Source organism: Nocardiopsis sp. JB363 (genome assembly GCF_900143625.1).
GTDB lineage: Bacteria > Actinomycetota > Actinomycetes > Streptosporangiales > Streptosporangiaceae > Nocardiopsis.
Genome location: NZ_FRFF01000046.1, coordinates 21,366 through 44,043 on the forward strand (window position 1 = coordinate 21,366; position 22,678 = coordinate 44,043).

At 69.3% G+C, this 22,678-nt stretch carries 14 protein-coding genes; 4 read left to right on the forward strand and 10 right to left on the reverse strand.

Going from position 1 to position 22,678, the window contains the following annotated elements:
• Positions 1 to 20 precede the first annotated feature (20 nt).
• The gene (locus tag BQ8420_RS07560; protein WP_087097106.1) at positions 21 to 779 is read right to left on the reverse strand and encodes an SWIM zinc finger family protein; all 759 of its coding nucleotides are present in this window, start codon (positions 777 to 779) and stop codon (positions 21 to 23) included.
• Entirely contained in the window at positions 779 to 3,991 is a 3,213-nt protein-coding gene (locus BQ8420_RS07565; RefSeq protein WP_200815843.1) for a DEAD/DEAH box helicase, read from the reverse strand. The genes BQ8420_RS07560 and BQ8420_RS07565 overlap by 1 nt, the downstream gene beginning before the upstream one ends.
• A 119-nt stretch (positions 3,992 to 4,110) precedes the next feature.
• Here BQ8420_RS07565 and BQ8420_RS07570 point away from each other — a divergent pair, with 119 nt between their 5' ends.
• From BQ8420_RS07570 to BQ8420_RS07585, 4 genes are read left to right on the forward strand one after another with little or no spacing between them, the layout of a single operon-like run.
• A complete protein-coding gene (locus tag BQ8420_RS07570) occupies positions 4,111 to 5,658 on the forward strand; it encodes a TIGR02677 family protein (RefSeq protein WP_200815844.1) in 1,548 nt (515 codons plus the stop codon).
• Positions 5,655 to 6,974: a TIGR02678 family protein gene (locus tag BQ8420_RS07575; protein WP_087097107.1), complete on the forward strand. Its 1,320-nt coding sequence runs from the start codon at positions 5,655 to 5,657 to the stop codon at positions 6,972 to 6,974. Before BQ8420_RS07570 ends, BQ8420_RS07575 begins: the two co-directional genes overlap by 4 nt.
• 56 nt (positions 6,975 to 7,030) lie before the next feature.
• Positions 7,031 to 11,209, forward strand: a complete 4,179-nt coding sequence (locus BQ8420_RS07580) for a TIGR02680 family protein (RefSeq protein WP_087097108.1) — start codon at positions 7,031 to 7,033, stop codon at positions 11,207 to 11,209.
• The gene (locus tag BQ8420_RS07585) at positions 11,209 to 12,501 is read left to right on the forward strand and encodes a TIGR02679 family protein (protein WP_235005990.1); all 1,293 of its coding nucleotides are present in this window, start codon (positions 11,209 to 11,211) and stop codon (positions 12,499 to 12,501) included. The genes BQ8420_RS07580 and BQ8420_RS07585 overlap by 1 nt, the downstream gene beginning before the upstream one ends.
• Before the next feature lie 81 nt (positions 12,502 to 12,582).
• Here BQ8420_RS07585 and BQ8420_RS07590 read toward each other — a convergent pair whose 3' ends face one another.
• The 8 genes from BQ8420_RS07590 to BQ8420_RS07625 all read right to left on the reverse strand — a co-directional run bounded on the left by BQ8420_RS07590 (position 12,583) and on the right by BQ8420_RS07625 (position 22,660).
• Positions 12,583 to 13,539 (reverse strand): hypothetical protein, encoded by a 957-nt coding sequence (locus tag BQ8420_RS07590; protein WP_087097109.1) that lies wholly within the window; start codon positions 13,537 to 13,539, stop codon positions 12,583 to 12,585.
• Positions 13,536 to 14,117 carry a hypothetical protein gene (locus BQ8420_RS07595; RefSeq protein WP_087097110.1) on the reverse strand — a complete coding sequence of 194 codons (582 nt, stop codon included), beginning with the start codon at positions 14,115 to 14,117 and terminating at the stop codon, positions 13,536 to 13,538. The genes BQ8420_RS07590 and BQ8420_RS07595 overlap by 4 nt, the downstream gene beginning before the upstream one ends.
• Positions 14,114 to 15,733 (reverse strand): hypothetical protein, encoded by a 1,620-nt coding sequence (locus BQ8420_RS07600; RefSeq protein ID WP_087097111.1) that lies wholly within the window; start codon positions 15,731 to 15,733, stop codon positions 14,114 to 14,116. The genes BQ8420_RS07595 and BQ8420_RS07600 overlap by 4 nt, the downstream gene beginning before the upstream one ends.
• 76 nt (positions 15,734 to 15,809) lie before the next feature.
• Complete coding sequence (locus tag BQ8420_RS07605; RefSeq protein WP_087097112.1) at positions 15,810 to 16,622, reverse strand: hypothetical protein; 813 nt, start codon at positions 16,620 to 16,622, stop codon at positions 15,810 to 15,812.
• A 144-nt stretch (positions 16,623 to 16,766) separates the two neighbouring features.
• Entirely contained in the window at positions 16,767 to 17,468 is a 702-nt protein-coding gene (locus tag BQ8420_RS07610) for a Crp/Fnr family transcriptional regulator (RefSeq protein ID WP_369825480.1), read from the reverse strand.
• A 357-nt stretch (positions 17,469 to 17,825) separates the two neighbouring features.
• Positions 17,826 to 20,939 (reverse strand): UvrD-helicase domain-containing protein, encoded by a 3,114-nt coding sequence (locus BQ8420_RS07615; protein WP_087097113.1) that lies wholly within the window; start codon positions 20,937 to 20,939, stop codon positions 17,826 to 17,828.
• A gap of 420 nt (positions 20,940 to 21,359) precedes the next feature.
• Positions 21,360 to 22,070: a DUF2267 domain-containing protein gene (locus tag BQ8420_RS07620; protein WP_087097114.1), complete on the reverse strand. Its 711-nt coding sequence runs from the start codon at positions 22,068 to 22,070 to the stop codon at positions 21,360 to 21,362.
• A 98-nt stretch (positions 22,071 to 22,168) separates the two neighbouring features.
• Entirely contained in the window at positions 22,169 to 22,660 is a 492-nt protein-coding gene (locus BQ8420_RS07625; protein ID WP_087097115.1) for a DUF421 domain-containing protein, read from the reverse strand.
• Positions 22,661 to 22,678 lie beyond the last annotated feature (18 nt).

Sequence of the window (22,678 nt, forward strand, 5' to 3'; positions counted from 1 at the left end):
CCAACCGACCGTGACGTTGTTCAAGGTGCTTTCCCGAACCCTTGCGGGCCGACTTCCTCGGGGCGGGCCAGGGCCGCGTACATCGGGGCCAGCCGAGAGGCGATCCCGGTGGTGGCTCCCTCCCAGTACGCGAGGGGATCGAATGGTCGGGGGGCGAGCGTGGCCGGCCCGGTCCCCGCTTCCCAGAAGTCGGCGGCGCGGTCGATCAGTGGCTCCACCTCCACCGACAATTCCCCCGACGACCCGCCGCCGGAGGGCCCCAGCGCGTCGAACACCGCTTCCTCGGTCCACCCCGACCAGGCGAACAACACCAGGGGTTCGTGGTCCGACCATTCGGCCAGGGCGAAGAGTACGGCGGCGCCGTGTTTGCAAGGGTGTCCGCCGTGGTCCGGGCAGTTGCACGTGATGACCAGATCATCGACGGAGTCGGGGAAGAGCAGGGCCCCATGACGGGCGAAGACGTCTTCGGAGCCCTCGGGCATCAGTCCGTCGAGCAGGTCCTCGCGGGCTCCTGAAATCCGACCCAACTCGCCCAGGGCCCGCTCCCACAAGGCGTCGTCGGCGAACGGACTACCGATGGACACCCGGTAGGGGCGTCCCCGTGAGCCTTGGACGTGGGCGCCGACCTGGCGTAGGTCGGGGTCGACGGTGAGCCTTCGGACCGCGCCGCCGGCGAAGTAGGAGCGGCCTCGGGAGCGGCGGGCCCGATCACCGTCGTCCACCCCGCGCAAAAGGCGGTCCGACCACCAGTTCACACGGTTCGGATCGTTCCAGGCCATCACGCCACCGCTTCGGGGGTCAGGCGGATGGTCTCGCGGAGCTGCTCGACGCTCATGTTGGCCAAGGGGCTCTCCCCACTGCCCACGGCCACTTCGGCCAGGTGTTTCTTGCGTTCGAGCATCTGATCCACTCGCTCCTCCAGGGTGCCCGCGCAGATCAGCTTGCGCACCTGCACGTCGCGTCGTTGTCCGATGCGATAGGCCCGGTCCGTGGCCTGTTCCTCCACGGCCGGGTTCCACCACCGGTCGATGTGGACGACCTGGTGGGCGGCGGTCAGGTTCAGGCCGGTGCCACCGGCCTTCAAGGAGAGCAGGAACACCATGGGGCCGTCGTGGTTTTGGAAGCGTTCGACCATCTCCTCACGGTGGCGACGGGACGTGCCTCCGTGCAGCCACAGGACAGGGACGTCGAGCTTTCCTTCGAGGTAGGGGGCGAGCCGGGACCCGAACTCGGTGTACTGGGTGAAGCACAGGACCTTGTCACCCCCGATCGCCATCTCGGCGAGCAGTTGTTCCAGGCGGGCCAGTTTTCCCGAACGCCCGGCCAGTCGGGAGCCGTCGCCGAGCAGGTGCGCCGGATGGTTGCAGACCTGTTTGAGCTTGGTCATGGTGGCCAGGATCAGGCTCTTGCGTCGAAACCCGGTGGCCTCGTCCACGAGTTCGGTCATCTCGTCGACGGTGGCCTTGTACAGGGAGGCCTGTTCGGGGGTGAGGGTGCACCAGACCTTCATCTGGTGTTTTGCGGGCAGGTCCTGGATGATGGATTTATCGCTCTTGAGCCTACGGAGCACGAACGGGGCGGTGACCCGGCGCAGCCGTTCCGCCGCGGCCTTGCCCGCGTCCTGGGTGGGATCACGTTGCAGGTCCGCCACGCTCCTCTCGAAGCGCTCGCGTGACCCCAACAGCCCGGGGTTGGCGAATTCCAGGATCGACCACAGCTCGCCCAGGTGGTTCTCCACGGGGGTACCGGTGAGGGCGATCCTGGAAGCGGCGGGGATCGCGCGGACCGCTTCGGCCTGCTTGGTGCGGGAGTTCTTGATGTGCTGGGCCTCGTCGCACACCACCCGGGCCCAGGTGGAGCGTTCCAGTTCGGCGGCGTCACGTACCGCCATGCCGTAGGTGGTCACGACCAGGTCGGCGTCGGTCACGGCCTTGGCCAGTTCCTCTCCCTGATGCCGTCGGGGTCCGTGGTGGACGAGTACGCGTAGCTTCGGGGTGAAGCGTTCGGCCTCCCGATGCCAGTTGCCGACCACCGAGGTCGGGCAGACCAACAGTGTGGGCGCCGGGTACTCGTTCGCGGCGCGCTCGTCGGCCAGCAGGGCGAGCAGTTGGATGGTCTTGCCCAGGCCCATGTCGTCGGCCAGGACCGCGCCGAGCCCGAGCCGGTCCAGATAGCGCAACCAGCCGGCCCCTCGTCTTTGGTAGGGGCGTAGTTCCGCAGTGAGGTTCGGTGGTTCGGTCATGGGGGTGAAGACCCGCTCGGCCCGACCATCGAGCAGGGTTCCCAGGTCGCCGGTGGCCTCGACCTCGACGGGAAACTCCTGGCCGGGTTCGGGGATCAGCACCATGCGCAGTGCCTCCCCCGCCCGGAGGGTGCCCCGCCCCTTGCGGGCGATGAGGGCGGCGGCGCGGCGGAGCCGTTCGGGGTCGAAGCGGACCCATTCCCCGCGCAGGCGGATCAGTGGACGTTTGAGTCGGGCCAGTTCGGCGAGTTCTTCGGTGGTCAGTTCGACGTCACCGAGGGCGGCGCGGTGGTCGAAGTCGACCAGGGTGGGGCCACCTCCCGTCCCGGAGGTGAAAGGTTTCGGCTCGTGTTCGGAGAGGGCGAGCTTGACACTCACGCCGATCTCTCCGACCCATGGGGGCAGGAGCACGCCGAAACCGTCCTCGCGTAGCGCCTCGGCGTGCCGGGTGAGGAAGTCACCGGCTTCATCGGTGGACAGTTCCAGGTCGCCCGGTTCCCGCGCGTCGCGTTCCGCGTCCAGGAGCCGGCAGGTGCGGGCGGCCCGGTCCAGGTCGCGGGTGATGGCCGGGGACGTGGCCGGAGGGAACCGGTCGGTGCCCTCCCCCTCCCGCAGATCCTCCAGTGGGATCATGAGGGAGGGTTCTTCCACCGACTGGACCAGGGTCTTCAGCCGCCAGGGGTGGTCCACTGGGACGTACAGACCCACGGATGCTTCGATGCCCGCATCGACCGGGTCGCCCTCGGCTTCTTCCCCCTGTGTCCCTTCCCCGTGAGCGGCGTCATCGGTATGGGCTTCATCGGTCTCCTTCGACTCCTCGACCGGTTCTCCGTCGATCTCGACGAGCGGTTCGGGGACGGGTTCGACCAGGCGGAACACGAGTCGTACCGCGCCGGCGTACCGGTGGGCGGCGGTGAACCAGGTGTGGAGTTCGTCTACGAAACGGTCGGGTGTGCTGCCCGGTATCGGATGCGGGTCCTCCAGGGCCGTGTCCGCTTCGGTAAGCGCTTCCAACCACCGATGTTGGATGCGTTGGTGGGCTGGAAGGTCCGGGTGGTGGTCGGTGAGGCGTTCACGGGCGACCAGGTCGGTGAAGGCGCACAGGGCGCCCAGGGCGTCGGCGATCGCGTCGGCGCCCGCCTCGTGCGGGGTGATGTCGGGGGTGTGGGAGGCGCGTGCCACCGGTGGCAGGCCGCGCGCGTGGTCGCGGAGCCAGGCGAGGGTGATCGCGTCCAGCAGGGGACGCCACCGGGCGTGGAGTTCGGGCACCGGGCGCGGATCCGCCCGCGGGTCGTGTTCGGCCACCAGGCGAGGGATGACGCGACGTGTATCGACCAGGGCGGTGCCCGTGGCCAGGAGTTCGGCCAGGGCGGGCAGGGACCGGCTCCGAGGCAGGACGTCGAGGTGGCGCAGGAGTGTCAGGACGTCGTCGCCGGCCAGGTCCAAGGTGGGAACCAGCCAGGGGCGCACCGTGACCTGGGTGGGGCGGAAGGGGGGCGCGGCGCGCATCGGAGGGAAGTCCGGTGGCGGGACCGGGTGCCGGGGGATACCGGGCAAGTGCAGAACCGCCTCGCCTCCGCGGGCTTGGACCACCGACAGTCGAGAAAGGCACTCGGTCAGGCCGTGCCGGTCCAGGGCGTAGGGGTGGGGACGGATCCGTTCCTGGGAGCGGGTGGTGGCCAAGAGCGTGGAGTCCAGACCCCACAGGCGCAACCGGTCCGTCTCCCAGAAGGCTTCGATGATGCGCACCCGTCCATTGTGGATGACGGAGCGGGGTGGTGTGGATGGTTTCGGTGGAACGCCGTGCCGGTCGGCCCTGGCGGGTACTTTGGGCGAAAAGGGCGTCACGGAAGCGGGAGCAGGCGACGGTGCGTGGATTCGAACGACTGCCGGCACGGATCTTCGACTTCACCACGGGTGGTCGACGCGACCTGTACTTCGCGATCCTGCACGTGTTCAACGACGCCAACGAGCGGCTGGAGACCTCGCTCCTGTTGGAACAGGTGCGCTCCCGGCTGTTCGAGACCGGCTACACGGACCCCGTCGAGGAGGCCGAGGTGGAGACGGCGCTGCGCCACCTGGAGTCGCTCTTTCTGGTGGAGTCCTCCCAGAGCTACACCGCCGTGTACGCCACCGCCGCGGAGTTCGAACGCAAGAACGTCCAGTACACCCTGACCGTGCGAGGTGAGGCCGAGTTCGCGGGTGTGCGGCTGGTCCTGGAGCGGTTGCGGGAGCGCGGAGCGCTACAGACGGCGGTGTTGGACGCCATCGCCGACCGGTTGGACGGCCTACACGCCTTGCAGGCCGATGAGGACCCGGGGTTGGACAGTCGTGTGTTCACCACTCTCCAGGAGTTGGAGGGGCACTTGGACTCGCTGCGGGACAACACCAAACGGTTCAACAACGAACTCCAGCGGCTGTTGCGCTCCGAAGGCGCCGATCTGGACACCTTCCAAGAGGTCAAGAGGGCCACGGTGGGATACCTGGACGCGTTCGTGGACAACCTGGAACAGCGTGCGCGGACCATCGCCGACGCTCTGACCCGGGTGGAGGGGCGTGGCGTGGAGCGGTTGTTGGAACGGGCCCTGAACGGGGCGAACCTGCCGCCGAGCGCCACGGAAGCGGTGCGCGCGGAATGGTCACAAGCCCGGCGCGCCAAGTGGTCGGGGTTGCGCTTGTGGTTCGCGCCCACCGAGGACGGCCAGGAAGGGGTGCGGCGGCTGCACGAGGTGGCGCGTCGGGCCATCGGTTCGCTGTTGGAGTCCTTGGAACGGATCACCGAGTCCCGGCGGCGTGCCTCCAGCACCGCCGAGGACCTGAGGACGGCGGCCCGCTGGTTCGCGGCGGCCGACTCGACCGAGGACACGCACCGGTTGTGGTCGGCGTTGACCGGCCTGTCGCCGGCGCGGCACGCGGTTTCGGGACACGCCGATGGTGAACTCATCCCCGCGGGGACCTCGTGGTCGCGAGCCGATCCGGTACCGGTGTCGGCGAACCTGCGTTCCTCGGGCCGCTCGGGGCGCGTGGCCCGGACCGCTCGGGTACGTGACGTGGCTGCGACGGCCCGGATCCGGAAGGAACGGGCGCTGGCCCAGCGGGCACAGGTGGAGCGGGCGCGGCGGTTGTTGGCCACCGATGGCCCGGTGCGCCTGTCGGCCTTCGAAGAGTTGGATCATGAGGTGTTCGAGGAGTTGTTGGCGCTGCTGGGGCGAGCGTTGTCCGAACCGGCCGATGGTGACGGCGACCGGCGCGCCCTGACCTCGGACGGGCGGTTGGAGATCGTGTTGTCGGCACAACCGGACGATCGCGAGGCGAGGTTGAGGACCCCGCGCGGGATACTCACCGGCCCCGACCACATGGTGTCGATCCACGTTCCCGGGAGCGCCCTCGCGGCCGAGGCGAAGGAACGCCCATGAGGGTGCGACCGCCGACCCGCGCGGCCAACCGTCGGGTGACCCAGACCAGGGACGAGATGGCGTTGGGTATCCGTGCGCTGCTCACCTCTCCCCTGTTGACTCGTGAACACGACGAGGTCGCCTTCACCACGGTGCGGCGTAGGCGCACCGAGTTGATCGCCTGGTTCGACTACTTCTGTGGATGGACGTTGACGGTGGAGCCCCGTCAGGGGTACGCGCGGTTGGCCAAGGTGCGCTCCGATGATTCCCACGTGGCGATGCCGCGTCCGGCTCGGCGGGTGCGAGGCACGGGGGCGCCCTTCGACCGACGTCGTTACACGTTGCTGTGTCTGGTCGCGGCGGAGTTGACGGTGGTGGGACGAACCACCATCGGGTTGCTCGCCCAGCGGGTGGCGCACACCTGCGCGCTGGAGGAGGGCATCGCCGACTTCGATTCGTCTATGCGGGCCGAACGCGCCGCTTTGGTGGACACGCTCTTGTTGTTGGAGGACTACGGTGCGCTGACGGTGGTGGACGGTAGTACCGAGTCCTACCTGGCCGGTGATGACGCCCTGGTGTTGTATCGAGCCGACACGGCGCGCCTGGCCCGGTTGATCAGCGCCCCGGTGTCTCCTTCCCGTATCGGTGGGTCCCGCCCGGACCCGGCGGGGTTGACGGTGGAGGAGCGGTACGGCCCTTCGGTGGAGGACTCCGGGGAGGCCGAGGGGCCGGAGCCGGTGGAAGGTTCCAGGGAAGACGTGGACGAGCTGTTCCTCCAAGACGACGCGAGGGTGACGCCCACCCACAACCAACGGTTGTTGCGGGCCCGGCACCATCTGATGCGCCGTCTGTTGGACGACCCCGTCGTGTACACGGCGGACCTGAGCGTCGCGGAGGCCGAGTACGCGGCGACCTTGACCGGCCGGGGCCTGCTGCGCAGGGCGGCGGCCGAGGCCGGGTTCGTCCTGGAGGAACGGGCCGAGGGGTACCTGCTGGTGGATCCGCAAGGGTGGGCTACCGACGACGTGTTCCCCGGTGAGGGCAACGTGAAGCAGACCGCCCTGTTGTTGCTGGACGTGTTGTTGGGCGCGGACGATCCCCTTGCCTGGAGCACCCTGGTCGGTGAGGTCGAGGGGTTGTTGGAGCGTAAACCGGCGTGGGCGCGTAGCTTTCGTGGTGAGGGCGGGGCCGAGCGGTTGACCCGGGAGGCCTTGGCCGTCCTGGTCGATCACGGTCTGGTCCGGGGCGCACCGGACCCGGCCGGTGGGGCGCACCCTCGTTACCGTCCACTGCCCGCCGCCCACCGCTACGCCGTCGACCGGGCGGCCTTCGCGTGAGCCGATCTCTCCGGAGCCGGCTCGACGCAATCCTGACCACGTGAAAGAGGGAAGGCATGACCCACACCCCCGTGGAAGCGTTCGAGACGCGGTGGCGTCCCACCCGCGCGGGCATCCTCAACGTGTGGCGGTACTACCGGGAGGTCTTCACCTTCCACCGGGGCCGTCTGTTGTTGCGGGGGCGTAACGGCACCGGCAAGTCCAAGGCCCTGGAGTTGTTGCTGCCCTTCCTCTTGGACGCGAGTCTGCGACCCAACCGGTTGTCGACCTTCGGTGGCAACGAGCGCGCCATGCACTGGAACATGATCGGGCACGGCCACCCGAACGCCACCCGGGTGGGGTACGTGTGGTTGGAGTTCGAACATCCCACGGTCGAGGGCCCCGAGTACCTCACCTTGGGCGCCCGGTTGCAGGCCACCCGGGACACCACCTCGGTCAAACCGACCTACTTCACCTCGACCGCGCGGGTGGGCCGGGAGCTGTCCCTGCTCACCCCCGAACAACAACCGTTGACGGTCAAACAGCTCAAGGTCGCCGTGGAGGAGACCGGGTTCGGGACCGTTCACCCCGGCCCGGAGGAGTACCGCTCCACGGTACGTTCCCTGCTCTATCCCCGCCTGGACCAGGCCCGTTACGACGCGCTCATCACCGCGCTGTTGCAGTTGCGCACCCCCAAACTGTCCGAACGTCTGGACCCGGGCCTGTTGTCCGCCCTGCTCTCCAGCGCGCTTCCCCCGTTGGGGCGCGGGGAGTTGGCCGACATCGCCGGTGGGTTCGAGCGGTTGGATCGGCACCGGGAGCGGTTGCGGGACCTGGCCGAGGAGGTGGGAGCCGCCAAGGTCCTGGCCGACCGTCAGCGTGTGTACGCCACCAGGGTGCTGCGCGGCGCGGCGGCCGAACTCACCACGACCACCACCGAGATGGGTCGGCGTTCCGAGGAGCTCAAGAAGGCCGATGCCCGCAAGACGGAGGCCGAGGAGGAGCTGACCCGGCTGGCCGATCGGGAGAGCGAACTCGAAGGGCTCTCCGACACGGTCTCCGGGGAACTGCGAGGTCTCAGAGAGAGTGAGGCCTACCGGGCCGGAACCGGTATCGAGGTCCTACGAAGTCAGTCGGACCGGGCGACGGAAGAGGCTCGGAGACTGGCCGGGGAGAGTCGGCGGCGCCGGTCGGTGGCCGAGACCACGGCCACACGAGCACGGGATCTGACGGAGGAGGTGGCCCGCACGGAGCGGGGTGTGGGCGCCGAACGTACTCGGACCGGCCAGGCGGCGTCACGCGCGAACCTGGCGGAGGTGTTCGAGGAGTCCGAACGGGTGTTGTCGGCCCGCACGGGGGTGCCGCAAGCCCGTCGGTTGCTGCGCTCGGCCCTCACCCACCGGCAGGGACTGGTCCGCGAGGTGCGTTCGGCGTTGGACCTGCATGGGAATCGGTTGCGGCGCCGCGCGGAGCTGGAGTCGGACCTGGGTGAGGTGGTCGAGAGGTTCACCGAGGCCGAAGAGGCCGAGGCCGTCGCCGAGACCGCGCACGAGGCCGGGGTGGCGGACCTGGCCGAGGCCTTGGCCGCGTGGGCGCGCGATCGCGTCGAACTTCCGGTGTCGGATGTGGAGGCGTTGGTCGCGGGGATCGACGTCGAGACGGGGACCGGGCCGCACGGTGTGGTCTCCGCCGCCAAGCAGAGGGCCGGTGAGGAGCTGGCGACGCTGCGACAGCGGGTTCGTCAGCGCGCCGAGGCCGTCGAACGGGAGCGGGAGGAGGTGGTCGAGCGCATCACCGATCTGGAACGGATGACGGTGGTCGATCCACCGGTCCCCCACACACGGACCGCCGACCGTTCGGGGCGCCCCGGTGCGCCGTTGTGGCGGTTGGTGGGGTTCGCCGATGGGGTTCCCGAACACGTGCGGGCGGGCGTGGAGGCCGCGTTGGAGGCCTCCGGCGTGTTGGACGCCTGGGTGATGCCGGACGGGTCGGTGCCCGACGTGGTCGGTGACACGGCCCTGTCGTCTCTGGTGTCGCCGGTGTCCGGCCCCGCCTTGACGGACGTGTTGGTGGTGGAGGAGGACGCTCCGGTCCCGCCTGAGCACGTGCGCGCGATGCTCGCGGGGATCGCCTACGTTCGGCCGTCCGAACCGGGGGCGGCGGTGGCTCCGATGAACGGACATGACGATCCCCTCGGGATGGGTGCGGACGGCCGGTGGTGGTCGGGGCACCTGCACGGACACGCGGTCAAGGAGTCTCCGACACTGATCGGTGCGCGGGCCCGTGAGCGCAACCGTGCGCGCATGGTCTCCGAACTCACCGCGAGACTGACCGAGATCGACGACGAGGCGGAGAACATGGCCGATCAGGAGCACACCCTGGTCGAACGACGCCGATGCCTGGACACCGAGGTGTCCGACCTGCCTTCCGACGCGGACACGAAGAAGTCGGCGGGTGGGTGGCGATCGGCCCAGGAGCGGGTGGCTCTGTTGGGGGCGGACGTCGAGCGCGGGCGCGGGCGCCTGACCGAGCACGAACCCCTGGTGGTCCGGTCGGAGCGGGAGTTGCGAACGGTCGCGGATCGGCACCGTCTCCCGGTGGAGCACGCGGCATTGGATTCCGCGGGTTCGGCCCTGGCCACTCTCGGTACGGCGGTGGAGGACTGGTTGGATGGGCGGGCGCACCTGTTCGACCTGGTCGAGAACCTGGAGCGGATCCGGGTGGAGGCCACCACCGCCGAGGAAGAGGCCGAGTCGGCGGTGAAGGCCGCGGTGGGGGCCGAACGTGAAGCCAAGGACCTCGGCACCCGGCTGGCCGCGATGGACTCCACCCTGGGCGTGGAACACCGTCGGGTTCAGGAACGGGTGGCGGCGGCCGAGCGCAGGTCCAGGGAACTGCGTCACGAGACGGGCGAGGTGCGTTCGCGACAGCGCACGCTCCTCGGGGACCACGGTGAGCTGTTGTCCGAGGTCCGTGTTCTGACCGACCGGAGCGAAGCCGCCCTCATCGCACGGGACACCGCCGCCGATCACTTCCGAGAACTGGTGGCCACGTCCCTGTTCGAGGATTCGGGCCTGAACGTGCCCGTGGACGAGATGTCGACTGTACGGGGCGTGTTGGACGCCGCTCGGGCGGTGGCGGCCACCTCACCACGGGCCGATCATTCTCCCGAGCGCGTCAGCGGAGCCAGGGCCAAGGTGGCCGAAGCCGTGCACACCGCCCGGGACGTCCTGGCCGGGCGCACCCACCTGGAGTTGGTCACCACGGGTCGCACGCAACGGGTCAGTGCCCTGCTGGACGGTGTACGCGTGGGTGCGCGAGGTCTGCACGAGGCGCTGGTCGAGGAGCGAAGGGTCAGGGCCGCGGACCTGACCGAGGAGGAACACGAGCTGTTCGATCGGGTACTGACCGGGGACACACGGCGGCACCTGGCCGAGCGGATCCGACGGGCGACCGACCTGGTGACGGGGATGAACGAGCGCCTGGGACGGGTGCGGACCGCCTCACGGATCTCGGTTCGGCTGCGCTGGGAGGTGGCCCCGGACGCACCGGAGGGCACCGAACGGGCACGTGCCCTCCTGCTCCGGGACCCCCGCAACCTGGACGACACCGATCGAAAGGTCCTGCACGGCTTTCTGCGGGAACGCATCGACGACGCGCGTGCGGAGGATTCGGCCACGGGTTGGGAGGACCACCTGGTCCAGGTGCTGGACTACACCTCCTGGCACCGGTTCACCGTGGAGTTGGATCGTGACGACGGTCGAGGGTGGCAGCGGCTGACCCGACGTGAACACGGTGGGCTCTCCGGCGGGGAGAAGGCGATCGCACTGCACCTGCCGTTGTTCGCGGCGGTGGCCGCGCACTACGCCACCGATCCGGGGGCGCCGCGCTTCATCCTGTTGGACGAGGTGTTCGTGGGGGTGGATTCGGCCAACCGGGGACAGATCTTCGCGTTGCTGGTCGACCTGGGGCTGGACCTGGTGTTGACCAGCGACCACGAGTGGTGCACCTACGCGGAGTTGGACGGGATCGCCATTCACCAACTGATCCCCGCCGACCCCGGCGAGAGCGACGACGCGGTGACCACCGCACGCTGGGTCTGGACGGGGTCCGCCCTGGTGGAGGCCGAGTCGGTACCGGAGGTGACCGCGGAAGGCGAGGGAGGGTCCGGGGCTCCTCCGAGGGACGAGGAGGACGCGCCTGAGCGGACGAACCCGGGCGTGGGCACGGCGACCTCCGGTGAGGTGTGGGGGTGATGGAGCGTCCCCACGCGCGCCCTGAACCGCACGGCGAACGGCACGGCGACGGCGAAGGCGGGCTTTCGAGAGTGCCCGCGCACCTGACCGGGAAACCGCTGCTGCCCCTGTGGCGGGCGGTGCACGAGCGGTTGTCGTCAGGACGTCCGGTGCGGTCGGTGACCTTGCGTGACCTGGACGAGGAAGCCCAGGCGGCGCTCGCGGACCTGCTCGGGTCGTCGTCCTATCCGGGTTCCCGAGTGATCGTGCGGCTGGACCGGTTGGACGCGGCGCTGGCACCGCTCGGGTTGGACGGCCGTGCGGTGGCGAGCGCGGCCGTCGGCCCGATCGGGAACCGGGCGGCCGAGCGCGAACGTCACGCCCGAGAACGCACCGGGCTGTGGTCCTGGTTGTCCGCCCATCCGGTGGTGGTTCGTCAACCCGCCCTGGTGGAATGGGTGGACCGGTTGCGCGCGGACGGGGTACCCCGGGAGGGCGCGGCGCGGCTACGCGAGCGATGCGAAAGGGCCTTGGCCGTGTTGGAGGTGCTTCCCTTGTCCGAGAGCCTGCCCCTGCCCACCCTCGCCGCGCGCGAGGTCGGCGACCCTCACGCGTTGGACGACACCGCGGCGCTGCCCTCCCTGGTGCTGCGTGCCCTGGCTACCTTGCGGGGACTTCCCGTGCCCGGCAACGCCCAGGATCGACGCGCCCTGTGGGGCGCGTTCGGGGTGGACTGTGATTCCCATTCCACCTCCGTCCTGGCCTTGGGGTTGCGCCCCGTCGGCGATGGCCCCTTGGCGACCACCCTTCGGGTGTGGGCCGACGCGGGGCACGCCGTCTCCATCACTTTGGACCAACTGTCGGGGAACGATGATGTGCGACAACCGTTCCCGGTGGTGCACGTGGTGGAGAACCCCTCGGTGTTGGCCCTCGCACAACGACGGCTGGGTACGGAGGCTCCCCCGCTGGTCTGTGTGTCCGGTTGGCCCAACAGCGCCGCGGTGGCCCTGTTGCGCCGGTTGGGCGAGGACGGAGCACGAGTGCGCTATCACGGGGATTTCGATGGGGAGGGGTTGCGGATCGCGGCCCATGTGATGGCGCGGACCGGGGCGGTGCCCTGGCGGATGGGCGCTTCGGACTATCTGGGGGCCCTGCGGGAGGCCGGCGCCGTGGGTCCCGAGCCGGGGAGGATGAGCCCCTCGCCCTGGGACGCGGAACTGTCCGACCTCATCGGCGAACAGGGGGTGGCCGTACCCGAGGAACGGGTGGCGGATCTGCTGGTCGATGACCTGGCGGCCGTGACTCGTGGGTGAGCGGGGGCCGGAGGGTACTCGTGGAGGGGCGGGGCCCGCCGGCGGGCGCTCATCCGCCGACGGGTGTCCAGGGTGGTCCGGTCAGTCCTGCTGTGGTTCTCCGATTCCCGGGGTGAAGGTGGACCTCGCCAGTTCCAGGGTGTCCTGGATCGTGTCACGCGCCTCCTCGGGACCGGCGGAGACCATCACGTAGACCGGCCCGTCCCCTTCCTGGAAGGCGATGGCCAAGGCACGCTCGGTCCCCTCGTCTCCGGTGGAGAGGTACTCGAAGGCGACCTCCTCCGGGTTCCAGGCGTCCTCCGTGACCAGGGAGACCTCCTCGAAGCCGTCGGCTTGCCGGCTCGGCTCGGCCACGCGCTGCTCCAGTACCTCCAGAGGGGTCGCCTCGGTCTCCGCCTCCCAGAGAACACGTAGGTGGAAGGCCTCGTCGGTAGGGTCGACGAACACCGCCTCGGTCTCCCCTTCCGGGTGTCGCTCCCATGACGTGGGAAGGCCCAGGGCGAAGTCGGCGGGGTCCACGAAGGGCTCTTCCTCCCCGGCCTTCTCTTCGAGGGTCCCCTCCTCGCCGGTCTCTTCTTCAGCGGGCTCCGCATCCACCGGGGAAGAGGCGGAGGCGGAGTCCTCGTCGGAATCGTCATCGGGCGAACCGGTGCCATCGGTTCCCTCTGGGCCCGAGTCCGAAGACCCCGTGCCGGGACCGTCTCCGCCCGAACCACCACTTGTGCTGTCCGGCGTACCGGAGCCGACGCCGTCGGTCCCCGCGGTCTCCTCCGGCGGCGTGGTCGAGAGGTCCCCTTCCTCGTCGCCGATGGGGGACCTCGGCCCGATGGAGGAGTCCCCATCGGCGACGTGGACCTCTTCCGGGGCCACCATGCCGGCCAGCGCCGGGGCGACCCCGGTCAGGCACATCGCCGCCGCCAGGCCCACGATCACCCCCGCGGGGGTGCCGTGCCGACCGATGGCGGGTGCCTCGCGCTCCGGTGCGCGTTCCCAGCGCTGCCGTTCCTTGTCCCATCGGACGGTGTTCGTGCTCTTCACTTGCTCTCCGCTCCATTCTCGTCTGGATTCGCGTCCAGGAGCAGGAGCGAGTCGCGCAACCTGTCCGCGAACTCGGCTCCCCTCGCGACGTTCCGGAGTACCGTGCTGCCGCCGTTGAACAGCCCCAACAGGCGTTCGATCAGCCCTCGCCCGGCCCGGCCCTTCTCGTGGATCTCCCTCGCCACGGTTTCCAGTTCTTCCATGACGGCCCGGACCTCGAAGGTGCTCCGAAGCCCGGCCAACTCTCGCCGGATCCTCGCCAGTTCGGCCAGCAACTCCCCCGACCTCGAATCCAGCCGGGTGGAGGCGTCCACCGCGGTGCCCCCGGCCCCCGTGACCAGGGCACCGCCGGTGACGTGTCCGCCCACCCCCACCACGTTCGGTGGGAGCGACGCGGGGAACACCGTGGGCGGCGCGAGTTCCTGTGCCGAGGGCGGTCCCGACCGCCTGCTGCGGTCCTCGGCCCGTCCCTCCTTGCCGGTGACGATGGCGCCGCCGGTCATCGAGCCGCCGATGAAGACACCTCCACCCACCTCGTCCTCCTCGTCTTCGGGGTCGTGGGAACACTCGTCGTTCATGAGCCCTTTCCTCCTGCGAAGTCGACACCGCTCTTGTGGGTGGCGGAGGAGTTGTCCTCCGCCTTGGTGTCCTTGCCCGTGGCGATGGCGCCGTTGTGGAACGAACCGCCGACGAAGACCCCGCCGGCGCCGATGCTGATGATCTGTCGTTGGAATTCCTCGGTCCCGTATCCCGCGCGTGCCAGGGCCTGCTCGACCCCTTCACCGATCCGGACCTGGAGCGTCTTGACGTACCGGGTCACGTCCATCTCCTGGAAGGGGGTGAGGCCGTTGGAGGCGACGATCTCGCGCAGGCTGATCAACGGTGGGCGCACCACCTCCGGTTCGTCGTCCCGGCGTCGGTACCCGAGCCGGCCATCGTCGTCGAACCGGCTCGCGGCCCGCGCCATGGCGAGGGGGTTCCTCGACGTGGACAGGCATCGCTTCAAGGCTTCGCGCACGACCTTCTCGTCGTCCCGGTCCACGATGTTCGTGAGCGCGCCCACCAGGACGCCTCTCGCGTGGAACTCCTCCTGTAACGGCGTCAGCAGGTACGGGGAGATCTCGACCAGGAGCATGCGCCCCTGGGTGTGCACGCGCAGGAAGACGGTGACCACCACGCCCTCGCCCCAACCGCCCACGCGGACCCGCAGGAAATGTCGGCGCTGCTCGCCGCCCTCGCCCACCGATTCCCGGAGGTGGTCGGCCACCGCGTCGGCGGAGGCGTCGCCCACCGGCAGGTCCTCTCGTCGGTACCCGCGCGGGAGAGGCCCCGGCAACAGCACGCACTCGGCGATCTCCAGGCGGCCGAGACGGTCCTGGCTGGGCGCGACCGCGGATTCGGCCAGGGATTCCAGTTGCGGCCGGACCAGGTCGATGACCTCGCGTTCAGTGAGCGGGTCGGTCTCGGACCGGTCCTCGGACGGGCGCAGTTCCAGGGCCAGGGACTGCTTCGCCAACGCCATCCCGGCGCCTTGGAAGGGCGAGCGCGGGTCGTAGACGGTCACCGGCGAGTACTGTTCTCGGCCCACCATCGCGAGAGCGCCCCGGTAACGGAGCTCGACCGTTGGCGGGTTACCGGTGAAGGTCTCCTCGCTGAGTTCGGTGGCCAGCACGTGCGCCACGTGGTCGCGGTGGGCCGCCACCGTCAGGGTCGGCAGGAACCAGGCGCCGACCTCGTCCATGGTCACGCGCAGCCGCTCCCGGTTCTCGCCTTGCAGGACCTGGAGAGCGCCGAAGGGCAGTAGGAGGGCGATCAGTAACAGCAACAGGCTCACCTGCCAGCCGTTGGCGCCCGCCGCACCGAACGTGGCCGCCAACGCGCGAATGAGCCACAGGACCAGGACGAAGAGCAGCAGGGAGCCGAGGATCCACGCCCGGAGGACCTTGGCCGCGTACTCGCGGTCGAGTTCTCGGGCCCGGACACAGTGGGCGAGCACCGGCACCAGGTCGAAGCCGAGTGAGGGAGGCACCACGTGCTTCGACGACCCCAGGATCAGTCCGAGGACCCCCGTGCGGTAACCCTGGCTCAGGTAGGCGCTCACGCACAACAACCGGGTCACCTCACTGGGGGCCTCCTCCGGTCGTCTGTGCTCCCCGATGGGCACCGTGTGGTCCAGGGGTGTCTTCGCGGTCATGCCGGCTCCGTGGGTCTTCGTGCGCACTGGGTCGTGCGAACTGGGTCGTGCGTACTGGGTCACGTGATCAAGGGGGTCACTCCCGGTTCGGGAGGGGCTCGAACACCACGCCTCGGCGAGGACCGCCGCGTCGTCGCCCGCCCGATGCGGCCCGGCCGGTCGCCCCTGTCGGCGCCGGGTTCGGTGCTGGTTCCGGCGGCGTCTCCTCCGTCCAGGAGACGCCGCCGGAACCGGTCGAGGGTTGGGGGATGTGGAGGTGGCCGCGGGCCTTGTAGTCCTTGGCCCGCAGGTCCACCTCGATCTCCCGGAAATGGCCGGGCGCCAGGGCGGTGTAGCCGCCCAGGACCGCGTCGGTGTGGACGCGGTCGGTGAGCGCCGCGACCAGGAGGGTGATGTCGGGGTCGGCCTCGTCCAGGGCCCGGCGCAGGGCGGGGGCGTCCAGGAGCCGGTGGGTCTCGTTCATCGCGCTGCCGACACCGTCGCCGTACTCGACTCCCCCGCTGTCGGGAAGCGGGCCGAGCCCGAGGGACAGGCGCATGCGCAGCCGCAGGTTCCGGTCCACCTGGGTCAGCGTGGGTTGGGCCTCGGCGAGCACCTCTTGCATCCTGCCGAGCAGGGGGTGGATCAGGGCGGGGAGGTGTTCGGTCGGGACGCCGACCACGTAGCCGTCCCCGGTGTGCTGGGGGAAGGAGGCCGCGTCCCACAAGTCCACCAGCCCGGACCGGACGAAACCCTCGCGCAGCACCGACCACACCATGCCGTTGAGCAGCTGTTGGTGGCGTGAGGGGAAACGCGAGTACTTCTCGGCGTCCACCGCCATCACCGCGCGGTAGGGCGGCATCGGTGCACTCGTGCCCTTCTCGGGCAGCGGAGGGTAGGGGGTCGACATGCTCTGGGCTCCAAAGGGAGGAACATCGGGCGGTTTCGGACTGCGCAAACCCACTTTTATGGGTTTCGGCTTGGGGCGGTGTCCAGAACTGGACACACGCCCGGGTTACTTACGAAAGTCGTGCGGTGAAGGCGGTAAGCGGGGTCATTCCTTGGGCGCGGCCAGGAGCCGAAGTCTCTGTACGTCGTGGATCACCATGACCTCACGGCCGGTGGAGACCACCCCGTCGCGACGCAGACGCCGAAGTTCCTCCTGGACCCACGAACGCGATCTCCCCACGACGCCGACCAGTTCCCACTGGCTCAGTCTCAGTTCACGCGTGTGGCCCACGTCGCCGGGCTCGGGGGCCGTGGAGAAGCGGAGCATGGACGCCGCGAGTCTTTGTCGTGGGTCCAGCGCGAGGAGCTCGGCGCGCAGCTCCTCGCTCTCCTCCTGGCGGCGCACGATGTGCTTCCACAGCAGGCGGTCCAGGTCCATGCTCCTGACGAGGGCGCGGAACCGGTCCCCCTTCAGGGCGAAGGTCGTGCACCGGCCTCCCGAGGCCCGCACCGTCGCCGTCCGTGGCAGCCCGGAGAGCGCCGAGAACTCCCCCAGCGCCTCACCGGCTCCGCGCAGGGCCACCAGGGTCTCGATTCCGTCCGAGCGCGTCACGGACACCTTGACGTTTCCCCGGTCGAGAACATAAACACTGTCGTCCGGTTGCCCTTGGTGGATGATCTGCTCACCGGGCTGGAAGACCCGCATTCTCCCCGCTTCGATCAGCGTTTTCCATTGTTCGTTTCGAAGGAGACCTCCGAAACCCAGCCGTCCCACCCCACACCCTCCGCGCACACAGTCCATCGGCATCCACTGTGGTCGCCGAGTTCCTATTTTCCGCCGGCGGAAGCACCCGGAGCAGGACTTCCGCGAGGAGTTACCCAGCTGTGACCCATGGGATGTTCGGCGAACATTGATTTCGCAAGGCGCCTATGCGAATGGAATTTTCCGACACTGGACCGTTCTTGTCGGATCACCTTGGAAGGTGAAATTCATTCACTTTAGGAGAGGGCGAGAAAGGGAAAGAAGTGATCCTCGGTAATCGGGGAGACCCGATCATCCCTCGTTCCCACCGGGCCTCTCGCCCGCGCGCGGCAGACGCCGTGACCTCTCCCCGGGTCACGGCGTCGCCCTCCGGTGGGACCGGTCAGAGGGAGCGGTCCGGGCTCAGCCGGAGGCACTCGCCATCAGCGAGGTGACGGCCTCGCCCCGCCACTCGTCCTCGACGTGCCAGATGACCGCCACGCCCACGGTTCCCGCGAGCGCGGCGACCGCCCACGCCTCCTCGGGTTCCTCCGACAGGACCAGACACACCCGATCGGCCTCCGTCCCCCGGAGCCAACGCCTCTCCAACGCTTCCCAGGCGGCCTCGCGCAACCGTCCGTAGCCGGTGTTCGTATCGGGCAGGATCCGGTACAGCACCGACCCACCGGCCGACGCGCAGAGCACGTCGCCGCCCTCCGGTTCGATCGGCAGATGTCCCGCCTTGTACAGGTCCGCCATCAGGCTGTGGCGCAGGAAACCGGCCGCGCCCTGGTCGTGCGCGCCCCTTCGCTGCTCGATCCCGGCCAGGAACGACCCCAGGTGTTCGGCGACGGTGGGGTCCTGGGGGCCGCCTCGCGGTGGAACCGGTGGGGTGTGCGCGCTCATCCGCTGTTCTTCCGTCCTCTCGGCGCTGGTCTCCTCGTGGGCACGCGAGGAGACCCTGGAGGCGACCCCGGCCCGGTACTGAAGCCGGCTGCGTTCGGCGTGCACGGTCTGGTAATCGACCACGGAGGCGGCTGCGCGGTCCAGGATCAGCCGATAGCCCTCGTGGCCCAGGTACCAGCGGCCGTCCGCGCCCTGGGCCTGGCGTCCTTCGGCGAGGAAGTCCGTGAGCATGGCGCGGATCTCGACCTGGGCGTCCCACGCCCCCGCCCTGTGCAGGACCGCGAAGCGGGCACGCGCCGAGGCCTCGACGGTGATCTCCTCCGCGCGCACGCCCTCGTCCAGACGTGCGGTGGTGTCCAGCCCCGCGGGTGAGTCCAGGACCATGGACGGGGGTTTCGTGAGCGGAGGTCGTTCGGTTCGGTAGCCGTCGCACCCCGGTTCCCGACACCATCCGTCCGGAGAGTTCGTGCGGTTGTCACACCGCCGGCCGTCGGCGTGGTGGCGGGTGCAGGCACGTTCCTCACGGTCTTCCGGCGCGTTCGGGTCGAACAGGCTATCGGGGAGCGTCTCGGCGTACAGGATCGACAGTGTCTGGGTGCACCGGGTCAGCGCCACGTAGAGCCGGCCACGTCCTCCCGGCCCCGAACGGGTGATCTCTCGGGGCTCCACCAGCACCACGTGGTCGAACTCCAGACCGCTGACGGCGGACGCGCCGAGGACACGGACGTTGTCGCCGGAGAGCGTGGGGTCGGAGTCCAACGCCTGTGCGATCTTTTCCAGGTGGGTGGAGGCGTCATCGACGATGACGGCCACGGAACGCTCCCCCGTCCGGGCCAACAGCTCGTGTACACGTCGCCGGACAGCGTCGACCAGGGCCTCTCCTCCCACGCGGGCCATGGTCGACTCCCCGTCCCGAGGCGCCCGGAGGGTGGTGGGAAAGGTCGTCAGGTCGGAAGCGGCCACGGCTGCGGGAACCGCGGTGTGCATCACCTGACTGGGGATCCGGTATCCGAGGGTGAGTTCCTCCTGTTCCCAGCTGTCCGGCAGGTCCAGGTGTTCGGTGAGCCCCGACCAGTCGGGATAACAGTGCGTTCCGGTGGACTGGGCGAGATCGCCCAGGAGGGTGAAGGAGCCGTTCGGACAACGACGGGCCAGAGCGCGCAGCTGCATCGGGGCGAGGTTCTGCGCCTCGTCGACGACGATGTGTCGATGGCGGCCGGGGGTCTGCCCGCTGAGCAGGATCCGAAGTTCCTCCAGGCAGGGCAGGTCCGCCCGGGTCCAGCTCTCCTGACTGGCCGGTCCGACCGCGCGACGGTGCAGGACCGAGCGCTCCCGGTCGGTGAGGACGCCTTCGGACACCCTCTTCAACAAGTCGGCGTCGTCCAGGAGACGGCGGTACAGACGGTTCTCGGAGACCTTGGGCCAGGTGGCGTTGACGGGGCCGGCCAGCAGGGCCGTGATGCGCTGACGCAGCGCCCGACCGTGTCCGCGAGGGCGGTAGGTGACTTGCTCGATCAGGTGGTCGACGAGCAGATCGGTGAAGCGCTCGCGACGGATGTCCAGGGGCGCTTCCAGGTCCCGAACCCGATCGAAGAACCGTTGGATCTCCGCGGTGTCGGCGGCGAGGATGTCGTCATCGATCCGAACGACGAGTCGGTCCTGGTCGAGGAACTTGCTCCAGGCGCCCTCGTTCACCGTGTCGTGGACGGCTCGGCTCAGGACCCGCGCCATGCGGGCGTCGGACTTCACCTGATCCTGCTCGGTGGTGTCCTGGCCGCCGATACGGCCCGGGCACAGGTCGTCCACGCGCACCGATGTCACACCACGTGTGCCGAGGGAGGGCAGCACCTCGCTGACGTAGTCGAGGAAGTGTCGGGTGGGACCGACCACGAGGATCTGTTCCGGGGTGAAGCGGTCGTTGTCCAGCAGCCACGTGACACGGTGCAGGCCGATGGCGGTCTTGCCGGTTCCCGGACCGCCCTGGACCACCAGTGCGCCCGGTCGGTCGTGGCAGACCAGGTCGAGCTGGTCACGGTGGATCGTCTCGACGATGTCGCGCATCAAGCCGTCACGGGAGCGTTCCAGCTCCTCGTGGAGGAAGGGGTCTTCGGGCATGCCCGATTCCTGCTCCCTGCGGGCTTTGACGATGGACGCGACCCGCGCCGGGGACGGTCTTCCGTCGACGGGCTCGCCGAGGTCGCGGACGAGTTCATCGTGGAAGTCGACCACTTGTTCACCGCGACAGCGCAGGCGTCGGCGGAGCGCGACCACGCCCTTGTCGGAGCCGCGTTCACGCCGCCAGCGGACGGCCGCGGGGCTGGTCCACTTGACGACGAAGACCCCACCGTGTTCGTCCCGCACGCTCTTACGGCCGATGTAGAAGGTCTCGTCCTTCTTCTTCCCCTCGCGCAGGTCGACCCGTTGGACGACGAGCTGCCGTTCGTCGAGCCGGTACTCCTGCGCCCAACGTGTGAACTCGGCGTGCTGGGCCACCCCGTCCTTGGCACTGGCCGCGGCGTTCATCCCGGCGAGCTGTTCGGTACGCGCGCGTTGTCGTTCCAGACATCGGTGGGCTCGGTCCACCGAGGCCTGTTCCTGCTCGATGATCCGCTCTCTGGCCGTGCTCCCCATGGCTTGGCCTCCTTCGACGAGGAAGATGCGATGGGCGGCGCCACTGGGGGTCGGCGCCGCGTGCGGAGTCAGGGGCCAGGGACACAGCCGTGACGCCATGCGTGCCCACCGGCCAAAGTTTTCAGCTACTACGCCACAGTGTAGACGATGTGAACATGGTCAACCAGAGACTATTGGGCACTTGTTCTTCGCGGAGAACCGTGTTCGCGTTCGCCACCCGACCCGACCCGCTCCCGGTCCCGTGCCTCCCTCGACCGGGCCGACCGGTGGAGCATCTTCGTCGGCCGGTGGGCCCCGCCTTCTTCGCTCTGGGTGTCGCTCTACGGCTTGAGGAGAAGAGGTAGCGCCCAAGAAGGGAAGGGGACCCGACACGACCGTGTCGGGTCCCCTTCCCTTGGTCGGCCGTGGGCGGCGGAAGCGTCAGCCGCCGGCGCCGATCTTGGCGATGGCGGCGTCGACGCGCTCCGCCATCTCGATGTCCCGGGTGGTCACCGCGCCTATCGAAGCGGTCCGCACGGTGAAGACGACCCCGGTGCCGGTGGTGTGGTGTTCGAAACCGTGACCGAGTTCGCGAGCCGCCTTGTGGGCCTGGTTCAGCAGCGGCGTGAGCCGGTCGACCGGCAGGTCCACGGACCTGGTCAGACCCTCGGTGTCTCCCCGCCAGTCGGGAAGCCCCTCCAAAGCCCGTTCCACGCCGGTCTGGTCGAGACGGCTGGGCGTGTCCGTCTGTCCGGTATCGGCGCGCCCGCGCGCGCCCTGAGGGTCGCGGGCCCATTCTGCGAGTTCGTCGGGAAGCTGGGAGGCCAGTTCCTCGGCGAGTCGGGGATCGCTCCGGTGGATCCCGGAGAGCACGGCTCCCATCAGGCGCACGCCTCTCTCCGGAGGGCAGCCGATCCGTCGGGCGACCTCCTGGGAGAGTTCACCGCTCTCCAGGGCCGGCGCACCCGGCTGCTCGGGGATGTGGTCGCGCAGCGTCGCGGGGAGTTGTTCGCGCAGGTACTCGCGAGTGTCCGGGTCGGTGTGCCGGGCCAGCACCTCGGCGGAGGCCTCCAGCGCTCGGCGCGCCTCCTCGTTGTCGGAGGTGTTGCCTTCGCGGGCCACGTGTTCCATGAGTTCCTGATAGGCGATCATGTTCCCCCCTCGCGTCGAGCGATGATCGACTCTCGTGATCCTCCTAACCTGCGGTTTCGCCGGCAAAACCCACCTTGCCCCGAGGTGTGGGGCCGGGTTCAGGGCTTCCTCTCCGGCTTGGGGACGATGCTGATCATCCCGTTCGGTTCCAGGTAGGCGCGGGCGATCATGTCGAATTCGCTGTAGCCGTGGAGCCGCAGTTGGGCGAGCACTTCCTCTTCGGTGATGAACTCGCGCCGCATCACCCGGCGGTCGAGGATGCCGTCGAGGATGAGCGGCCGAGGTCGGGGCTTGAGCAGGTGGGAAAGCGCCGGCCATCGGTAGGCGATCGCGTCGATCGCCACGCTCCAGAACAGCATGGTGACCACCAGCACCAGGCCGTCGCCGATCGTGTCGGCGTTCCCGGTCATGCCCGCGCTGGCGGCGTCGGCCACGAGCACGACCACGAGAAGATCGGTGATCCCCAGGCCGCCGGACTCCCGTTGGCCGACGACACGCATCAGCAGGACCAGCACGAGGAAGGTGACGGTGCCGCGCACCATGAGTTCGAGGATCGACTCGCTCGGCGGAAAGACCTCACTCCAGGCCATGGGCGCCCTCCTCGACGA

Coding starts and splice junctions, on each gene's coding strand:
- BQ8420_RS07610 (WP_369825480.1), bottom strand. CDS start 17,468: ATGCCGATGGACTGTGTGCGCGGAGGGTGTGGGGTGGGACGGCTGGGT.
- BQ8420_RS07580 (WP_087097108.1), top strand. CDS start 7,031: ATGACCCACACCCCCGTGGAAGCGTTCGAGACGCGGTGGCGTCCCACC.
- BQ8420_RS07595 (WP_087097110.1), bottom strand. CDS start 14,117: ATGAACGACGAGTGTTCCCACGACCCCGAAGACGAGGAGGACGAGGTG.
- BQ8420_RS07625 (WP_087097115.1), bottom strand. CDS start 22,660: ATGGCCTGGAGTGAGGTCTTTCCGCCGAGCGAGTCGATCCTCGAACTC.
- BQ8420_RS07585 (WP_235005990.1), top strand. CDS start 11,209: ATGGAGCGTCCCCACGCGCGCCCTGAACCGCACGGCGAACGGCACGGC.
- BQ8420_RS07560 (WP_087097106.1), bottom strand. CDS start 779: ATGGCCTGGAACGATCCGAACCGTGTGAACTGGTGGTCGGACCGCCTT.
- BQ8420_RS07575 (WP_087097107.1), top strand. CDS start 5,655: ATGAGGGTGCGACCGCCGACCCGCGCGGCCAACCGTCGGGTGACCCAG.
- BQ8420_RS07605 (WP_087097112.1), bottom strand. CDS start 16,622: ATGTCGACCCCCTACCCTCCGCTGCCCGAGAAGGGCACGAGTGCACCG.
- BQ8420_RS07620 (WP_087097114.1), bottom strand. CDS start 22,070: ATGATCGCCTATCAGGAACTCATGGAACACGTGGCCCGCGAAGGCAAC.
- BQ8420_RS07615 (WP_087097113.1), bottom strand. CDS start 20,939: ATGGGGAGCACGGCCAGAGAGCGGATCATCGAGCAGGAACAGGCCTCG.
- BQ8420_RS07600 (WP_087097111.1), bottom strand. CDS start 15,733: ATGACCGCGAAGACACCCCTGGACCACACGGTGCCCATCGGGGAGCAC.